Annotated in this window: 12 protein-coding genes; 7 read left to right on the top strand and 5 right to left on the bottom strand. The window is 40.5% G+C overall.

Annotated elements, in window-relative coordinates; genetic code table 11:
- Nucleotides 1–4 precede the first annotated feature (4 nt).
- Entirely contained in the window at nucleotides 5–1,459 is a 1,455-nt protein-coding gene (locus PSR9079_RS12775) for a TrkH family potassium uptake protein (protein WP_149981940.1), read from the bottom strand.
- A 205-nt stretch (nucleotides 1,460–1,664) separates the two neighbouring features.
- On the opposite strand from PSR9079_RS12775, the gene PSR9079_RS12770 reads away from it, so the two are divergent.
- Together PSR9079_RS12770 and PSR9079_RS12765 are read left to right on the top strand one after the other, a co-directional pair.
- Nucleotides 1,665–2,990 (top strand): DUF4118 domain-containing protein, encoded by a 1,326-nt coding sequence (locus tag PSR9079_RS12770; protein WP_149981939.1) that lies wholly within the window; start codon nucleotides 1,665–1,667, stop codon nucleotides 2,988–2,990.
- On the top strand, nucleotides 2,983–3,651 hold the full coding sequence (locus PSR9079_RS12765) for a response regulator (RefSeq protein WP_149981938.1): 669 nt from the start codon (nucleotides 2,983–2,985) through the stop codon (nucleotides 3,649–3,651). Before PSR9079_RS12770 ends, PSR9079_RS12765 begins: the two co-directional genes overlap by 8 nt.
- Before the next feature lie 339 nt (nucleotides 3,652–3,990).
- Here PSR9079_RS12765 and PSR9079_RS12760 read toward each other — a convergent pair whose 3' ends face one another.
- From PSR9079_RS12760 to PSR9079_RS12750, 3 genes are all read right to left on the bottom strand, one after another.
- Nucleotides 3,991–4,608 (bottom strand): glutathione S-transferase family protein, encoded by a 618-nt coding sequence (locus PSR9079_RS12760; RefSeq protein WP_149981937.1) that lies wholly within the window; start codon nucleotides 4,606–4,608, stop codon nucleotides 3,991–3,993.
- 41 nt (nucleotides 4,609–4,649) lie between these two features.
- Entirely contained in the window at nucleotides 4,650–5,681 is a 1,032-nt protein-coding gene (locus PSR9079_RS12755; protein WP_149981936.1) for an NADP-dependent oxidoreductase, read from the bottom strand.
- 466 nt (nucleotides 5,682–6,147) lie between these two features.
- Nucleotides 6,148–7,275 carry a zinc-binding dehydrogenase gene (locus PSR9079_RS12750; RefSeq protein WP_149981935.1) on the bottom strand — a complete coding sequence of 376 codons (1,128 nt, stop codon included), beginning with the start codon at nucleotides 7,273–7,275 and terminating at the stop codon, nucleotides 6,148–6,150.
- Nucleotides 7,276–7,525: 250 nt separating this feature from the next.
- On the opposite strand from PSR9079_RS12750, the gene PSR9079_RS12745 reads away from it, so the two are divergent.
- From PSR9079_RS12745 to PSR9079_RS12725, 5 genes are all read left to right on the top strand, one after another.
- Nucleotides 7,526–8,434: a LysR family transcriptional regulator gene (locus PSR9079_RS12745; RefSeq protein WP_149981934.1), complete on the top strand. Its 909-nt coding sequence runs from the start codon at nucleotides 7,526–7,528 to the stop codon at nucleotides 8,432–8,434.
- A 147-nt stretch (nucleotides 8,435–8,581) separates the two neighbouring features.
- Nucleotides 8,582–9,007 carry a hypothetical protein gene (locus PSR9079_RS12740; RefSeq protein ID WP_149981933.1) on the top strand — a complete coding sequence of 142 codons (426 nt, stop codon included), beginning with the start codon at nucleotides 8,582–8,584 and terminating at the stop codon, nucleotides 9,005–9,007.
- Nucleotides 9,008–9,020: 13 nt separating this feature from the next.
- Nucleotides 9,021–9,863, top strand: a complete 843-nt coding sequence (locus tag PSR9079_RS12735) for an SMP-30/gluconolactonase/LRE family protein (protein WP_149981932.1) — start codon at nucleotides 9,021–9,023, stop codon at nucleotides 9,861–9,863.
- Nucleotides 9,864–10,785: 922 nt separating this feature from the next.
- On the top strand, nucleotides 10,786–13,425 hold the full coding sequence (locus tag PSR9079_RS12730; protein ID WP_149981931.1) for a TonB-dependent receptor: 2,640 nt from the start codon (nucleotides 10,786–10,788) through the stop codon (nucleotides 13,423–13,425).
- A 73-nt stretch (nucleotides 13,426–13,498) separates the two neighbouring features.
- Nucleotides 13,499–15,016 carry a glycoside hydrolase family 10-like protein gene (locus tag PSR9079_RS12725; RefSeq protein WP_246175560.1) on the top strand — a complete coding sequence of 506 codons (1,518 nt, stop codon included), beginning with the start codon at nucleotides 13,499–13,501 and terminating at the stop codon, nucleotides 15,014–15,016.
- A gap of 213 nt (nucleotides 15,017–15,229) precedes the next feature.
- Here the strand turns inward: PSR9079_RS12725 and PSR9079_RS12720 are convergent, their stop codons facing one another.
- The gene (locus tag PSR9079_RS12720) at nucleotides 15,230–17,974 is read right to left on the bottom strand and encodes a TonB-dependent receptor domain-containing protein (protein ID WP_149981930.1); all 2,745 of its coding nucleotides are present in this window, start codon (nucleotides 17,972–17,974) and stop codon (nucleotides 15,230–15,232) included.
- Nucleotides 17,975–18,036: the final 62 nt, after the last annotated feature.

Here is an 18,036-nt window from a genome sequence, read left to right as displayed (position 1 = left end):
TTCGTTATTTTTTCCAAAAGCTATGAGTAAAAAGTGCAAAAACAGTAAAATATTCTAACCGACCCACGATCATAGCTACCGAGAGTATCCAAATACCGGTGTCTGAAACGGGTTGAAAGTTAGCGCCAACTTCACCAAATCCAGGGCCAAGTACATTGACGCATGCAGCTACCGCAGTAAATGCGCTCCAAAAATCCAGACCCGTTGCCATAAGCAACATTGTAAACAGTAAGCTTGAACCAACAGCAAAGCTCATAAATGCCATAATTGCATGGCGTACATCTTCTTTAACGGGCGAGCCTTGATACTTAAGTGTAAATATCGCTCTTGGGTGAAGCAGCTGTTTAATATTGTTATTAATCATTTTGCCAACAATAATGTTACGAATTATTTTATTTCCGCCAGCCGTTGAACCTGCACAACCACCAAGATAGCCGGCAATAACCAGTAAAAACCCAGCCTCAGCTGGCCAGTCAGTAAAGCCTGCTGCGCCATAACCGGTGCTGGTAATAAAAGAAATAATATGAAATGTAGAGAAACTAAATGCTTCAAGTACATTTGAGTAGTTGTCTTTAAGCAGTAGCATGGTGGTTAAAAGAACCGATAAAAGCACCACTATATAAATAAAATAACGCGTCTCTTCATCATGATAATAACTAGTAATGGCTCTTTTGTGCGCTACTTTGAAGTGCAAGGCAAAGTTAATCGCTCCTGCAAGCATAAATACATTAGCTATCCACAGCAGTAAGTGGCTGTGGTAATACCACATACTGGCATCATGGGTTGAAAAGCCCCCAGTTGAAACCGTGGTAAAGGCATGTGCAATCGCATCGTAAAAACTCATTCCGCCAGCATAATAGGCTAAAGTACAAAGTACGGTGATTGCTAAATAAACACCCCATAAATAATGAGCGGTACTGGCAACGCGCGGAGTTAATTTTTCGTCTTTAATGGGGCCTGGTGTTTCTGCTTTTAATAATTTCATGCCACCAATATTCAACATAGGTAAAATAGCCACTACAAAAATTACAATGCCTAAACCGCCCATCCATTGTAAGAACTGTCGATACAATAAAAAGCTAGCAGGCATGTTATCGAGCCCGGATAAAACGGTTGCACCAGTGGTAGTTAAGGCGCTGATTGACTCAAATACCGCATCGCTAAAGTTAACGCCAGTGACGACTAGAATGGGGATGGCGCCTAACACACCAGCTATAATCCACGTTACTGTGGCGTAAATAAGTGCATCTCTGAATGTTGCGGCGGTTAGATCCGTTTTACGTAAATTGATAAGTAGCACTAAAGCGACAGAGATCATCGTTGCGCCAGGAATAAGAAATGCGCTAATAACTCGATCTTTAAAAATGAATAATGACAGCGCTGCAAAGACCAGTTGTACCACTCCCATCCAAATAATAGGAAAGGCGAGTAGTCTTAAGGTGATTTTCCAATTTATCATCAATACGCCTTATCAAATACCTACAGCAGGTAACACGCAATCACTAAAGTTGAGTTGAATATACGGGATCAAATAGTAAAGTCAGCGCTGCACTGCAAAGCTTTATAAAGATTTTATAAATGAGATAAAAAACTTTATAAAAACTTTATAGAGGCAATATTGAAAAGGCAGTAACCTATGTAGTTAATTGTCAGAGGAATCGTTAATGAATCAAGTGCAGGGCAAACCAAGCAAATATAAAGCATTTTTTTTGGCGGTGATAATGCCGATCATTGTAGTTATGGCGATTTATCCGTTACGAGATTGGTTTTCGACCACCGACATTGTGATGTTACAGCTGTTATGGGTCGCCTGGGTTGCAGTTCGCAGTAACCGACGCGTTGCAGCCATTACCACCTTGGTCAGTGTAGCGTGTACCGATTGGTTTTATGTTACCCCGTATTTTACTTTTCATATTGAAAATATTGAGTATCTAGTTACTTTTATCGTGATGCTCATTGTGGGACTGATGATCAGCCAGTTAGCGGGCGAATTAAACACTAAGGTGCGAGATGTACAATTACACGCGAGTAATAGTCGAACACTGTATGAGCTGGCTAAAGGATTAAATAGTTTAGACGCACTGGATGAGCAAAAGCAGTACTTTCAGCAGCTTATTAGCGAGCATTTGGCCATTACTTGCCAATTTCAACAAATGCGTCAGCAAGTGGCAGGTGAATTTATGCTATTAAGTGATAAAGAGCAAAGTATGGGGGGGTTTGCTTTTGCAACGTTACTGTCTGAAGGACAAAGGAGCTTCGTAAATACCGCAATTTCATTGTTGTATCAGGTACATGAGAAAACCTTACTGAGGCAGCAGTCGGCGGCAATTTCAGTTCAAGCTGAACTCGAGCGTGCTAAAAATGCATTATTACGCAGTTTATCTCATGACTTGCGCACGCCACTGGCAACTATTATGGGCGCCTCAAGCATGTTGGCCGATGATGAGATCACACTCAGTGAAGCGATAATAAAAGAGCAGGCCGGTAATATTTATGAGCAAAGTAAAATTCTTAATCAGCATTTTGACAAGGTGATGGAGCTTAGCCGAGTAAATAAAATGGGCGAAAACCTGTGCTGGCAAACAATTAACTTGCAAGCTTTGCTAAGCGAAGCAAAAGCACGTAGGCAGCAGCAATTAGCGCATTTTGTGGTAACAACAAATATTGATGCCAATTCGAGCTGCCAAGGCGATGTGACACTGTTAGAAATAGCACTGGCAAATATGCTCGAAAATGCATGGCGTTATGGTGATGGTGAGGTGGTTGTTGAATTTACCCAAAGCCGTTACGAGTCAGCGGTGAGTTATCAATTACTCTTGAGCAATAAATTAATTAGCAAGCCACAGGCAAGTGCTGATGAAGGTGTAGGGCTTGGCAGTGTAATTTGTGATGTGGTTGCTAAGTTTCATCAAGGCACATTTTCACTGACGATAAATAACGATACAGAAATGGCCTTGGCAAAATTAATCTGGATAAAAAATAATGACTAAAATCTTAATACTTGAAGATTCTCCGCCGTTGCAAAGCTTTTTAAAAACCTTACTGCAAGCCAGTGGCTATGAGCTGAGTATTTGTGATAAAGGGCTGGATGGTTTTGCACTTTTAAGTGAGCAAAGTTATGACCTTGTATTATTAGATTTAGGGCTTTTGGATATGGATGGTCAAGACTGGCTAGTGGAGTTTAGGCAATGGAGCCAGTTACCGGTATTAGTGCTTTCAGCCCGTGATGGTGAAGTGGAAAAAGTCACGGCGCTTGATAATGGGGCCAATGACTTCCTGACTAAACCTTTTAGCGCCAATGAACTATTAGCGCGTATTCGGGTGTTACTGCGTACTAATAATCAAGTCAGTTTTGCGTTGCAATGTGGCGACATTTGTATTGACCCAAATAAGCATATTGTGCGTGTTGGTGACAATGAGGTTAAGCTGACTAAAAAGGAATATGCAATCTTACTGTTATTATTTCAAAATAAAGATAAGGTACTGACTCATAATGCAATATTAAGCCATATATGGGGAGAGCAATATATAAATCGTCCTGAATATGTGCGTGTGCATGTAGCGCAGCTAAGGCAAAAATTAGAGGCAAATCCCGCAAGCCCAAAGTATTTACTTACTGAGCCTGCGGTAGGATATAGATTAGTAGATTAAAGTATTAAAGCGCTCTTTAGTTCACTTTGAAATAGCTAATGTACTGCTTCAGTGTTTTTGATAACTCAGCCAATGCGACTGTTTCTTGTGCATTGTTTTTTAAGGATAAACTGGTTTGCTTGGACATGTTAGCGATTTCCTCTACACCGATATGCCACGTATCTCAGCTGCAATTTAATGCACTGATTGGCTGCTATGGCTCATGTTTTAAATTACTTACCGCAGAATTTGGTAAAGTTACTTGATTATTAGCAGCATGCTTTATTTTGATAGACCGAACCGCAATGAGTGCATCGCTTGGCTGTAAAACCACCTTAAACAGCCAAAACGAAAACTAACTTAGTCGTACTTTGCCTCTAACTCGTTAGCGGAATGAAATTTCTCGTGAGTTTGTAATTGCTCATCGTATTTAACGAGATTTTTAAAATGCGTAAGTTGACCTGCATCTTTAACAATCTCAACAATAAACGACATCATAAAATCAGCACCGGTTAGAGAGTTACCTACTAAGTAACGTTTACCTTCTAAGCGGTCATTAAAGTAGCTAATAACTTTGGCGGTTTCTGCATCGGCATAACCTTCTAAAAATTGCGTTTTAGCGCCATCTTTTTTCACAAACATTTTTAATAATAGCGGTAAAATTGCTGAGCTTTCAGCGAAGTGCAGCCATTGCTGGTAGTCAATATAGTCTTTACTGTCACGGCTTGGCGCAAACTTACCGTTACCGTATTTACTGATCAAATAGTCGGTGATCGCACCTGATTCAGCAATGATTTGGCCATTGTCCTCAATGACTGGTGATTTGCCCAGTGGATGAATCGCTTTAAGCTCATCAGGAGCTAAAAAGGTTTCACGGTTGCGTTGATAAGCCACAATTTCGTAGTCAACGTCTAGCTCTTCGAGTAACCAAATAATACGTTTAGAGCGGGATTTATTTAAATGATGTAACTTGATCATAGTTATCCTTAAAAGCGCAGCCGGTGCTGCGCAGGGTAAATTTAAAGCGGTTTATTTACTTGTACTACCGTTTTGCCAAAGTTCTTGCCGTCAATCATATCGTTAAACGCTGATACGGTATTTTCAAAACCTGTTACTAAATGTTCACGGTAATGAATTTTTCCTTCGCTGAGCCATTTTTGCATATCAGTGGCGAACTCATCATAACGATGGCCATAATCATCAAAGATAATAAAGCCTTGCATACGAATGCGCTTAGAGAGAATTTGACCCATCAGAGCCCCCATGCGATCGGGCCCTTGTGGTAACTCAGTCGCATTATATTGCGACACTAAGCCACATAATGGTACGCGCGCAGCGGTGTTTAATAATGGTAATACGGCATCGAAGACTTTTCCGCCCACATTTTCATAATAAACATCAATACCTGCATCACATGCGTCAGCTAACTGTTTGGCAAAGTCATCGCTGCGGTGGTCAATACAAGCATCAAAACCAAGCTTTTCGACTGCGTATTGGCATTTTTCATTGCCGCCTGCCACACCGACTACTTTACAACCTTTGAGTTTAGCAATTTGCCCAACAGTTGCACCTACTGGGCCTGTTGCTGCTGCAACCACCACTGTTTCACCTTCTTTCGGTGCACCAATATCAAGTAGCCCCATATAAGCGGTAAAGCCAGGCATACCCATAATACCTAATGCATACGATGGATTACTTGGCTCTTTGCCTAATGGCATTAATCCTTCGCCATTTGAAATCGCATATTCCTGCCAGCCTGTATAGGCTAGTACCCAATCGCCTTTTGCAAACTTGTCGTTATTTGATTGCTCAATTTGACATACGGTTGCGCCAACCATGACATCGCCAATATCAACAGGGTCTGCATATGATTTTGCATCACTCATGCGGCCACGCATGTATGGGTCTAATGATAAATAAATAGTGCGTAGTAATACTTCACCTTGTTGTAGTTCAGGCATTTGTACGCTTTTAAGTGTAAAGTTATCAAGCGTTGGCGCACCATGAGGACGAGACTTTAGAGTAAATTGTTTATTTGAAATAGCTTGCATAATTTTTTCCTTGTCTGATTAAAAGAAGGCTGCATAACGGCTGTAAATCTAAATGCTCAGTCGTTAAAGTCTCTGCAGCGGATTAAATGCTTAACCAATGAACTTAGGGCTATGCTTGATAAATTCAACAGCTAGCATAGATAAGTTTATCGCTATACGGAGAATCACTTTTGCAGCTGTGCAACAGCTATTCTGCTTACTGCTATTTGGCAAAATTTTTGTTTTTTCTTACAACTTTGAGAGCGCATGTTGAGTGGTTAACTTGGGTGTTTAACATTACGATAAACATTATTTAAGCTTTAAATCATTTGAAGGTAGTTATGAGCGCCACACAGTCAGCACATCTAAAACAAAGAGAGCTGCCTAACTCTTTTTAATTACGAGAATATAAAAAGCAGGCACCGCAATCAGTGTCTGCTCTTACATTTTAACCCCCCACAATTAAGAAGGGGGGTTTTATGCTTAATTACGCTTGCGGTTTAATTAAGTATTTTTCACCTGTGGCATGTTTCGAGTAAGCCTCAATTGATTGTAATTGTAAGGCCTCTGGCAATGACACTTCATGGGTGTAATTACTTGCAAAGGTTGTGGTAATTTCATCTGCAATACGTTTACGCATTGCAATTACCGTATTAGTACCAAGTTTGCCTAACGCATTGAATAGTAAGAACCCATTAACACCCCACGCAAAGCCAAAGTTGCGATTTAGCGTAATTGGGCCGCGGTTTAAGGCACCATAAATATAAACTTGCTTGAAAGTGTCAGAGCCATAAACGCTGTATTCTGTAATGTCACGAGTTGCAGCGACTTCCATACAGTTAAGAATGTCACTCGTTAGTTGGCCACCACCAATTGGATCAAACGCAATCGTTGCACCGGTTTCGATAATTGCGGCTGTTAAATCAGCAAGGAAAGTATCATTACTTGAGTTAACAACATACTTTGCCCCCATATCACGTAGTAACTTTTCTTGCTCCGGCTTACGTACAATATTGATTAAATCAACACCATCGGCAATACAAATTCGATTTAGGATTTGACCAAGATTAGAGGCCGCTGCGGCATGAATAATCGCTTTATGGCCTTCAGCACGCATTGTTTCAACCATTGCTAATGCAGTAAGTGGGTTAACAAAAGCCGACGCACCTTCTTTAGCCGTCGTTCCTTCTTTTAATTCTAAGCAGCTTTGCACATTTGCGCATATAAATTTGCGATACGTACCACCACCAATTACAGCAACAGTTTTACCCATTAATGCTTGTGCAGCTGGCGATGAGCCTGCGGCCACAACCGTACCTGCGCCTTCATTGCCAACGGGTGTGGCTTTACCAACACGTGTTTTAAGTGATGGCATAAATTGAGCCGGAACATCAGCGGTAATAACTGGGTTTTGCTCAGTACCAGTTTGCTTTGCACTGGACATATCAGCGGCGCTGAATAAAACGCCTAAGTCAGATGGATTTAATGGCGTAGCCTCAATACGAATCACTACTTCATCGGCACCAGGTTGTGGCATATCGATATTTCTTAGGGCAAGCGTTAGTTTATTATCTTCACTGATAGTTGAAGTAAGTTGGATATTTTTATCTGTCATTATGTCCGCTCCTGAAAAATTTGTATGAATTTGTGCAAACGCTAAGTATTACTTAGCATTTACTACCTGAATGTGAGCTTTTACTTTTTGCAAAGCCGACGATGGCTAACAACGCTAGTAAATGAAATAAAAACACATACGTTTAAGCTGAATACATTATTACTTGTTTTAATCTGATTATATATAGGAGAAAATGCCAATAACTTTTGTCTTTAAGACAATAATACTGCTCATTAGAAGGAGAAGTTAGATGGATCAACTACGTGCAATACGATACTTCATTAAAGTTGTCGAAACGGGTAGCTTTACCAAAGCGGCGAGCACCTTTAATGTGCCGCCTTCTTCTTTATCAAGACGAGTGGTTGATTTAGAAAAAAGCTTAGGGGCAACGCTTTTAAAACGCACAACCCGGCTTGTGAAGCTCACAGAAGTGGGGCAAATTTACTATAACGACGTTCAGCAAATAGTAAACCAGTTAGAGCAAAGCCACGAAACTGTGCGCAGTTATCAAACAACACCAATGGGGCGCTTATCAATAAGTTCGATGGTAAGTTTTGGTGATAAAATATTACTACCGTTGTTAGATGAATTTAATGCGTTATACCCTGAAATTATACTCGATGTTAGCTTCAGTGATGAACTATCGACATTGGGCCGTGACGATGTTGATATTGCTATTCGCGGTGGTTATGCACCCAATGAGCGCGTGTTAGCCATAAAATTGATGGACAATGAGTTTATTCCTGTAGCGTCACCAGGTTATTTACAGCAGCACGGTGTGCCTAGTCATGCTATGGCGTTAAAGCATCACAATGGCCTTTATTTTAAAACGCCACTAGGGCCAACCCCTTGGCTATGCAAAGTAGATGAGCAATGGCATGACGTGTCAGGGCCTGCTGTGGTTATTTCGAATAACGGAGCATGGCTTAGTAAAAAAGCCTGTAATGGGGAGGGCATTTTAATGTCAACTCGCTGGGCACTTGCTCCATACCTTGAGTCGGGCGAGTTGCAAGAACTTAAGTTTGAACATCAGCTTGCGGTAACGCAAAACTCTAATATGGCTATTTATTTGTTATATCAAAAACAGCGATATTTAGTACCAAAAGTGAAAGCCGCCGTAGATTTTTTGGTACAAAAAATAAAGGTAGAAGCCGATTGAGCACAAAGTTATAGAGCTTTCTATTAGCGTCACAGCACTGTTAATAAAATCTTTTTAGTTATTAAAGAAATTGAAAAATTAAATGAGAAAGCACACAAGTTGTGTTAAAAATAACCTTTAGATAGATGTTGTTAGCGAGGGAATGAAATGAAAATACAACTGTTGGTTTTACTGCCACTGCTAGTCAGTGCTTTTGTGAGCGGTTTGGTAAAGGCAAATGATGAAGTATTGTCGGTCGATCAAGTTGCGTTACAGGGAATGCAGTTTAGTTTTGAAAATGATGCGAAAGTAAGGCCTAAAAACAGTGATTTCAGTGTGGTTAACTCTGTGCTGATGAGCAGTGAGCAAGGCCGGCGAGTCGCAGTGGTGACAATTCGTAATGACGCGTCAGGTTCACGCATTTTACAGGCTGAACATATTATGGCGTTATTTGCCGATGGCAGACGAATATCGCCTATGGCTCTGGCTGACAATATTAAACTAGACGATGGTGAGCAGCGCACATTAACGCTGTCGTTTGGCGAAGACAATTTCCCGATTTTGAGCATCTTCACCAGTAATAATTTAAATTAGGAATAATAATAAAATGAAAGCGATGATCTGTGGATTGAGCTGTGCAGCACTTTTTAGTGCCACCAGTATTGCGCAGCACAGTAAGGAGTTTGTGCCTGATAATGTGTTTACTCAAGGCGTTGAAGGACCTGTTTTTTATAAGCAGCATTTATACGCAGTTAATTTTGCTGATCAGGGCACCATTGGTAAGGTTGATAACAATGGTAAAGCCAGCTTATTTTTAAAGCTGCCAAATGACAGCGTTGGTAATGGTTTGCAATTTGATGGCCAAGGTAATCTCTATATTGCGGATTATGTAAATCATAATATTTTAAAAGTGCCTGCTAATAGTAAAAGCGTTGAGGTTTTTGCTCATAATAAAACCATGAATCAACCAAATGATATTGCCATAACTAAACGCGGTGTGTTGTTTGCCAGCGACCCTAATTGGGCTGATGCTACCGGCAAATTATGGCGTATAAATACAGATGGCAGTACTCAATTATTAGAAGAGAATATGGGCACCACCAATGGTGTGGCGGTTAATAACAGCAATAGTAAACTCTACGTAAACGAAAGCGTGCAGCGCATTATTTGGCAATATGATCTTGATAGTGAGCTAAACATCAGCAATAAGCAGCCGCTGCTCACATTTGACGATCATGGTATGGACGGCATGCGTGTTGATAACCAAGGTAACCTGTATGTAGCCCGTTATGGCGCAGGTGTTATTTTAAAAATTAGTCCCGCAGGTAAGATATTGCAAACCTATACTTTAACAGGGCAGCATCCAACCAATGTGGCATTTAATGACCAGCAAACCAAGCTGTTTGTCACTATGCAAAAACGCGGTGCGATTGAAGTGATTGAGTTTTAAGTAAATTGGAAAATTTGAACCATTTAATATCAAGTCTTTTGCATCAACAGAGAGTTTTATGCTTGGCTTGAAGAAAATCATTTTGATTGCGCAGAGCTATGGATTGATGGCATTAAAAAATCCTTAGATGGTGATTCGTACTTACCATGTTTTACTCTTCGCAGAGCTAACAGTGTTTGGTCAAAACTAAAACTATGTGGCACAGTTAATTGAATCGGGCTTAATGTAATAAGCCCAAATGATCCCAGTGTGTTTGGTAAAAGCTTATGGACGCTGGAATACAGCATATTCGATATCAAACGAAATGCAGTTCCCTGATGATTTTTTATTAGCGTTAGATGCAAAACCCCAAGCTAAAATGTTTTGTGGCGTTGAGTAAATCAACTAAACATATTATTTATCATGCGCTGAAATTAGCCAAAAAACCAGCAACGCGGGAGCCGTCGAGCTGCTAAATATTTACTGAAGCTCGAAACCCAGCAAAAACCTCAGTAGCTACAATAACAGATCAGTACTACTTGCTTACAAGGCCCCCTAAGTTATCGACAAAGTAGTCCAATTTGCCAATTCTGCGCCAACCTAATTTAAATTACGGTATCTTACTACTGCGTAATTTAAATTAACCTCGAAGTTCACTATATCGTTAATCTTTTGTTTTAATTGCACTTATTTATAAGGCTCTCATTTTTCATAAATTTAAGTGCTTTATTTAGATAGCGACTAAAGGACATTTTGTGTATTTTTGGAATTATAAATTGTAAATGTTTATTAATTTTGGAATAAATTATATTGACCTTGTGTGTTTTTTTGACTAAGTTAACAGCAGGTAACAAAACTATAAAATATGTCTTGATTTAGCTATTTTAAATTAGCTGAAGCCGTACAAGTACTTTGCAATATAAAAAGGTTAAATGCTTATACTATGAATAATAAATTCCACACAATTACAGCTCAATTCAAAAAATCATTACTCGCCACTTTGGTTATTTCAGCTTCTAGTACGGCTTTTGCTAATGATGCAGAGCAATTAGACAAAGAAAACTTAACAAAAGAAGATATCGAACGTATAGAGGTAAAAGGCTACGCTGCGTCTGTCGAGAAGAGCCTCAATATGAAACGGTTTGCTAACAGTGTTGTTGATGCGGTATCTGCAGAAGATATCGGTAAATTCCCTGACCAAACGGTAGCCGATGCCCTGCAACGTATTCCGGGTGTGCAAGTTGAAAAAGACTTAGGCGGAGAAAGTGACCGAGTAAGTATTCGTGGTACAGCACCCCATCTAAACATTACCTTATTAAATGGTCAGAGTGTTGCTTCAGCGACGGCATCAGCGTCTATCACTCGTCCATCACGTGGTTTTAACTATTCACTTTTGCCTGCAGAGTTAGTCGATACTTTAGAAGTGTTTAAGTCAGCTGAGGCTGATGTTGATGAAGGTTCAATTGGCGGCACTGTGGTGGTTAGAACACGCAAGCCTTTAGACAGTGAATCTAACTATGCCGCATTGTCAGTGAAAGCATTTCATTTTGAAAATGCCGATGAAACTAAGCCTTATATTTCAGGTTTATACTCTTGGAAAAATGAAGATGAAGACTTTGGTTTTAATGTGGGCTTTGTGCGCAAAGAACTCGCAACCCAAAGAGACAGTAAAGAAGTAAGATTTGGTTACCGAAGTACAGATGCCAATGGTGATGGCAATAATGAGTATTACCCTGGGGCGGTAGGTTATAATCGCTATGCCAGTGACTCTGATTTAAATACAGTGACGGCTACCTTGCAATACGCGCCTTCAGCAAACTTAGATATCGTATTTAATAACTTGTATTCAAAATCTGAGCATGAGTCTTACGGTACTTATTCGAGTGGTTTTATATTACAAAACATTGGCAATATTGAGCAAGCTGATATTGTTGATGGTACTGTAGTTGCTGGGACTTTACCTGCCCATAATAATTTAGGCTATTACGGAAATGCCGGATACCAAGGTGAATTTAAAACTCAAGCTCACGATATTAAAGTTACCTATGCAAAAGATAACTACACTCTGACAACACAGTTTGGCTATAGTAAAGCTGAAGGCGCAGTAAGTGACGTATATTCGGAGTACTACGCAAACACTGACGCTTCGTACAGCATCGAAAATGGTATGCCCGAAGTTGTATTATCAGATTCTCTTACGCCTGCCGATTATCGCTTAGACTACAATCATAAAAATGATATAGCGAATGATTCCGATGAGAAATATGTGCAATTTGATTTTGAGTACCAACTCGATAATGATTACTTTACGGCGATAAAAACCGGGGTTAAATACCGAGAACACAGTAAAGCCGCAAACTTAATTAAAGCAAATTATCCTAAAAAGGGGGCTGATGGCAGTACGAATAATTTAGGCCAGTTTGCAACTACCACAGTTAATGATTTTATGGGGAGTGAGAATGCCATTTTATGGCAATTTGATAATGCCGCTTATAGTCATTGGATTGCTTCCACCGAACCATCAACAGCGCCTTATGAACATCTAGATTATACATATGACTTGCAAGAAAGCATTACTGCCGGTTACGTAAAAGCATTGTTTTCATTTAGTGATTTTCGAGGTAACTTAGGTGTTCGAGCTGTCAAAACCGATGTTGACTCGCAGTCACTACAATATACGGGCCGTAGTTTTGATCCGCAAAATATCGAAGAAGTTGGTTTTTCTACTAGTTATGACGACTTTTTACCGAGTTTAAATATCGCTTATGATTACAGTGATGAGATCATCCTGCGTTTTGCTGCAGCAAAAGTTATGTCTCGTCCTGATTATGATTTTTTATCCGCTCGTAAAAGTGGTTATTGCACTGCAGCAACAGGCTGTAAGGGTAATGAAGGTAATCCTGATTTAAAACCATATCGTGCTTCGCAATATGACTTATCAGCTGAATGGTATTTTAATGAGTCATCTATCTTATCATTAGCTTACTTTTATAAAGATATCGATTCATACATTACAAATAGCACTGTTGATAAAGAGTGGATGTGGACTGATCCAGATACCGGTGCTGAAGAACTGCGTACTTTCTTGATCACTCAACCATTAAATGGTTTAGGCGGCGAAAACTCAGGCTTTGAAGTTAATTATACGCAAAAGCTAGGTTATGGTTTTGGTATTCAAACTAACTATACTTACTCAGATGCAGAGCTTGAGCAAACAGCTGAGCAGGTCGCTGCAGGAGAAGAAGCCGTTCTGCCTAATAATTCAGAAGATACCTTCAATGCCACAGTGTATTACGAGAATATGGGTTTTAGTGCAAGGGTTTCATATACTTATCGTTCTGAATACTTTTATACAACTTATTTAGGACTCAACCAGTACATTGATGACTTTGGTCAATATGATTTGAACCTTAGCTACAATGTGACTGATAATCTGAATGTGGTATTTCAAGCCATTAATTTAACCGATGAAGACCAGCGTTCAATGTCAAGTAACAGCACTGGTATGTCAGATAGCAATCGTCCACTTGCTATTCATAATTATGGTCGTAGATTCTTACTCGGCGCCCAGTATAAATTTTAATTCCCCCCATATACGATATAAATAGCCGATAGTCCTCACTATCGGCTATATTTTTTCACTTGTTAGGAAATCAATGATGATCCGAGTAATTTTCTCTGTGCTCATATCTGTTACTTTAATCGCTTGTCAGTCCGCTCCTTTAACACCTAATACTAAACAACAACTTAACCCACTGCTTGCAACTATTCATACCGAAGATGTTGTTCGTGAATTTCGCGCCGCATGGGTTGCGACTGTTGCGAATATTAACTGGCCGCAGCAACCAGGCTTGCCTGTTGATGAGCAAAAACGTCAAGCAATAAAAATATTAGATACGCTGCAAACGAATAATTTTAATACAGTTATCTTTCAAGTTCGGCCACAAGCTGATGCACTTTACCAAAGCTCAACTGAGCCATGGTCTTACTATTTAACGGGTAAGCAAGGGCAAGCGCCGGAACCTTTTTATGATCCGTTGCAATTTTGGATTGAACAAGCGCATCAGCGAGGTTTAAAGCTACATGCGTGGTTCAATCCTTATCGCGTTCATCACCCATCAGGTGGAATTGTCAGCGAACAATCAATTAGTATGCAAATGGCTGAAGATGTCGTGCAGCTTAAAAATGGTATGCATTGGTTCATTCCAACTAATCAGTCAGTGATCGATTATAGTATTGCGACGTTACTAGAGTTGGTAGAAAACTATGATATTGACGGCCTTCACTATGATGATTATTTTTACCCTTATCCTTCCTATAATGAAGGTGAAGATTTTCCTGATCAAAGCCAATATTTAGATTATCAAAAACAAGGAGGTAAATTAAGTAAAGGTGATTGGCGTCGAGCTGCCGTGAATCAATTTACAAAAACGCTCTATGAGCAAATAAAGCAGCTGAAGCCACATGTACAAGTAGGTATTAGTCCATTTGGGATATATCGTCCAAAGCAACCGGCCACGATCCGTGGTTTAGATCAGTATGAAAAGCTTTATGCCGATGCCAAACTATGGCTAAATGAAGGTTGGCTTGATTATTTTACTCCGCAATTATATTGGCCTATCAACCAATACTCGCAAAGCTATCCATTGTTAATTGCGTGGTGGCAATCGCAAAATACTCAAAATCGTCATTTATGGCCAGGTATCAACACACTGATAGCAAATACGGATGCAGGAATCGACGAAGTCGTTAACCAAATTATGATCAATCGGGCGATGCTTAATAACTCGCCAGGCGTTGTATTTTGGAATGTAAAATCATTAGAAAACGCTGACTTTTCTCAGGTGATAGAAAAGGGCGTTTTTCAACATCAAGCATTACTGCCGCTATCAAATTGGTTACCAGTTCAGGAGGTGAGTAAACCTGCAATGAGCTATAACCAATATGCACAGGTGACAAAACTGAGTTGGCATCATGCGCAACCTGAGCATGTATTTAAAACGCTTGTTTATCTTAAATATGGCGATGATTGGCAATATAAAATTTACCCATCAATAATGCGCTCAATCACAGTTGAGAATAACAACAATGGACTTGCGCTTTCACATATCCGAGTTGTTGCTGTAAGCCGTGATGAAATGCTTAGCGAGCCGATAGAGATACAGTTTGAGTAATGCCTTGTTTAGCAAGCAAAGTGTAATGCAACAATCACTATTAGCAAATCTCACGCGAGCACTGAGCAACTATACAGCATCTTTACTTAACCGTTAAAATTACGGTTTCTATCGCTGCATAGGTTTGATTAACATTGAACCAAGAAAAAGCGCACCGGGCAGGGTGCGCTTTAAGGGTTTAATCCTGTGTTGCTATAGGCAATTGGGGATTAACTAAAAACTCGGTGAGTAACGTACTGCAACGCCCACTGTACGGCCAATCACACTGTAATCACTCACAGTATTAAAGTGGTTAGCGCCAATGTCAGGTGTTGGTGGTGCTTTGTCAAACAGGTTATCGATACCAAAGTTAACGGCGATAGTGTCGGTTGCTTGCCACGATGCAGCAAAGTCCATGTAGTCTTGTGCTGAAATTGTTTCTGTTCTATCTACAGCATAGTCTACTTCACCGATTCTGCGCCAGCCTAATTGGAAGTTCATGGTATCTAGCTGCCAATCAAACGTGGCGCGATGTTTATAATCGGCTTGTAAGATACTCGCAAAATCGCCTGAACACGCGCTACCGTAAGTGCCTTTACAATCAACTTCGGCTACGGTGCTATTATTTTGGCGAGTTTGTTTTGTTACAAAGTTACCTTGGTATGAGAGCCTAAAGCGACCGCCTAAATCCATTGGTGCATCAAATACATAGTTGGCTGCTAAATCGATACCAGCTTGTTCAATCGCTGCAAGGTTAAAGTCATTTACGATCGCGGTGCTAATAAAGCCTGTATTAGGATCGCGAAGTACTGCGCCACACAATGGGTTATTAGGATTTGGATCGTCAATATAACAGCTCTGTAATGCTGCAGCAGGTTGAATTTGACTTACGGCATCGGTTACACGAATGCTATAGTAATCAAGTGATAGGTCAAAGCCCTCAATGTAACTTGGAGTATAAACTACACCTAAAGTATCTGATTCTGCTTGCTCTGGCTTGATGTTCGGATTACCGCCGTAAGTATACTCGGCTGTTGTTGAGTCATACTCAGTGCCCACTGGCGGTGCGCCAAAAGCGGCACATTGCGCTGCGTCCCCCGTACCTATCAAACATGGATCGCCATTAAAGCGACCAGCAAAGCGTGGTACAAATTGGTCACTATTTTGGTCAAATAAAGCTAATGATAACCCCGTGATCGGACTTGCGAATTCGCCTAAGTTTGGTGCTCTAAATGCAGTGAGCTTATTAGCACGAATACGAATGTCATCGTTAATTGCCCAGTTTATGCCAAGCTTATAAGTGTCTTCGGCTTCGGTGTTTGAATAATCAGAAATACGGTAAGCACCTTCAAAACTAAGTTCTTTTGCAAATGGCATATCAATTAAGATCGGCACTAAAATTTCTGCATAAAACTCACTACTGTCGAAGCTGGCGTCCATATCAAATGCGCTAACTGAGGCAAAGCTAGTGCCATTTCTAAATGCATCCCCTGGAGTTTGCTTGCCCGTTTCTTTGCGGTACTCATAACCAATTGCAAAATCGACATAACCGGCAGGTAATTCAAATAAGGCACTTGAATCGCCAGAGAGAGTTGCAGCAAATACACTTTGAGTACGTTCACGGGTGGTATATAACAGTGGATCGCTAAATTCATTTAGATCTAAATTAGGATCAAAAATATCGCTGCTATTGGCAATATTGCCAAAGCGACTATTGCCACTTTTATCGGTTTTGTAAGCATTTTTATAGATCGTTGCTACTTCATCGGTTTGACCATACTGACCATAAATATCGTAACGTAAATAATCGTTAATATCGCCTTTTAAACCCAGTTGAAATTGCAATGAATCTCGCACGGCTTCAGTATGTTGAACGCCAAGGCCTAAATTACGCTCAACATTGACTAGCGCATTTCCATCAGCATCAAAGGTGAGTTGTTGGCGTAGTTCATCAGGAATATATTGGTTATCTTGTGTGAGGGTTACTTGTTCATTAACAAGAATAGGTGTTTGGCCGCTAGCGCCGGCGCCATTAACGGTTACTTTTGAATACATAGCGCGGCCGTAAATGATTGCGCTGTCACTGGCATCCACATCAAATAATAACCCAGCAGAAAATCTATCCATTGGCTGAGTTAAATAACGGTCGCCGGTAAAGTCACTGGTTTGACGGTCGCTCACGACTTGCCCTGCATCATTTATCGCTAAACTGTTGCCGCTGGCAACATCGGTGTAAAACCCGCCGCTATTAATCATAGTTGCGCCATTATCTAAGGCATAATCACGTTCACCAGCAAGTAATTCTTTACGTTCAGAATAACCAAGGTAGCCAGTAATATGGCCACTACCATCAGCTATATCGCCACCAAAAATGGCTTCAAAATTAAGTTTTTCATTGCCACCATCAGCTGTTTCATAACTACTTGAAAACTCAGCGCCAGTAAAGTCATCATCAAGCACAAAGTTAACCACGCCAGCTACTGCATCGGCACCATAAACAGCAGCCGCACCGCCAGTTAAAACATCAACACGTTTGATCAAACCGGCAGGAATTGTATTGACGTCAACTGAGTTACGAAAACTAAATGGCACAGCGCGCGTACCGTCAATTAATACCAAAGTTCGGTTTTGACCAAGACCACGTAAATCAATAGTCGATGAGCCAAATGAGTCACCTACCGTTGCACCTGTACTATTAGCGCCCGCTGCGGCTTGTGGTAATTTTGCGGTAATATCTTCTACATTCACCGCGCGATCTAGGTGTATTTGTGCTTCGTCAACACTCACTACTGGGCTACTTGAAACTAATTCTGTTCGCTGAATTCGCGAGCCAGTAACCGTAATTACTTCAGGTTTTTTTTGCTGCACTTGTTGCTGTTCAGCGGCCAATAAAGCAGGGCTAGTAGTGGCAATAACTGCCAGTGCAATTGGTGATAGCAGGTGGAGTGGGCGCATTGAGTTAGGTTTGCAGTGTTTCATGGTCTGTTCCCGTGGTTATGTATTTTTTGCTATTATGAATTTTATCGTTGTCGGTACACTCA

It is taken from the genome of Pseudoalteromonas rhizosphaerae, from assembly GCF_902498845.1.
Taxonomy (GTDB): Bacteria; Pseudomonadota; Gammaproteobacteria; order Enterobacterales; family Alteromonadaceae; genus Pseudoalteromonas; species Pseudoalteromonas rhizosphaerae.
This window is presented reverse-complemented; position numbering and strand designations above follow the sequence as displayed.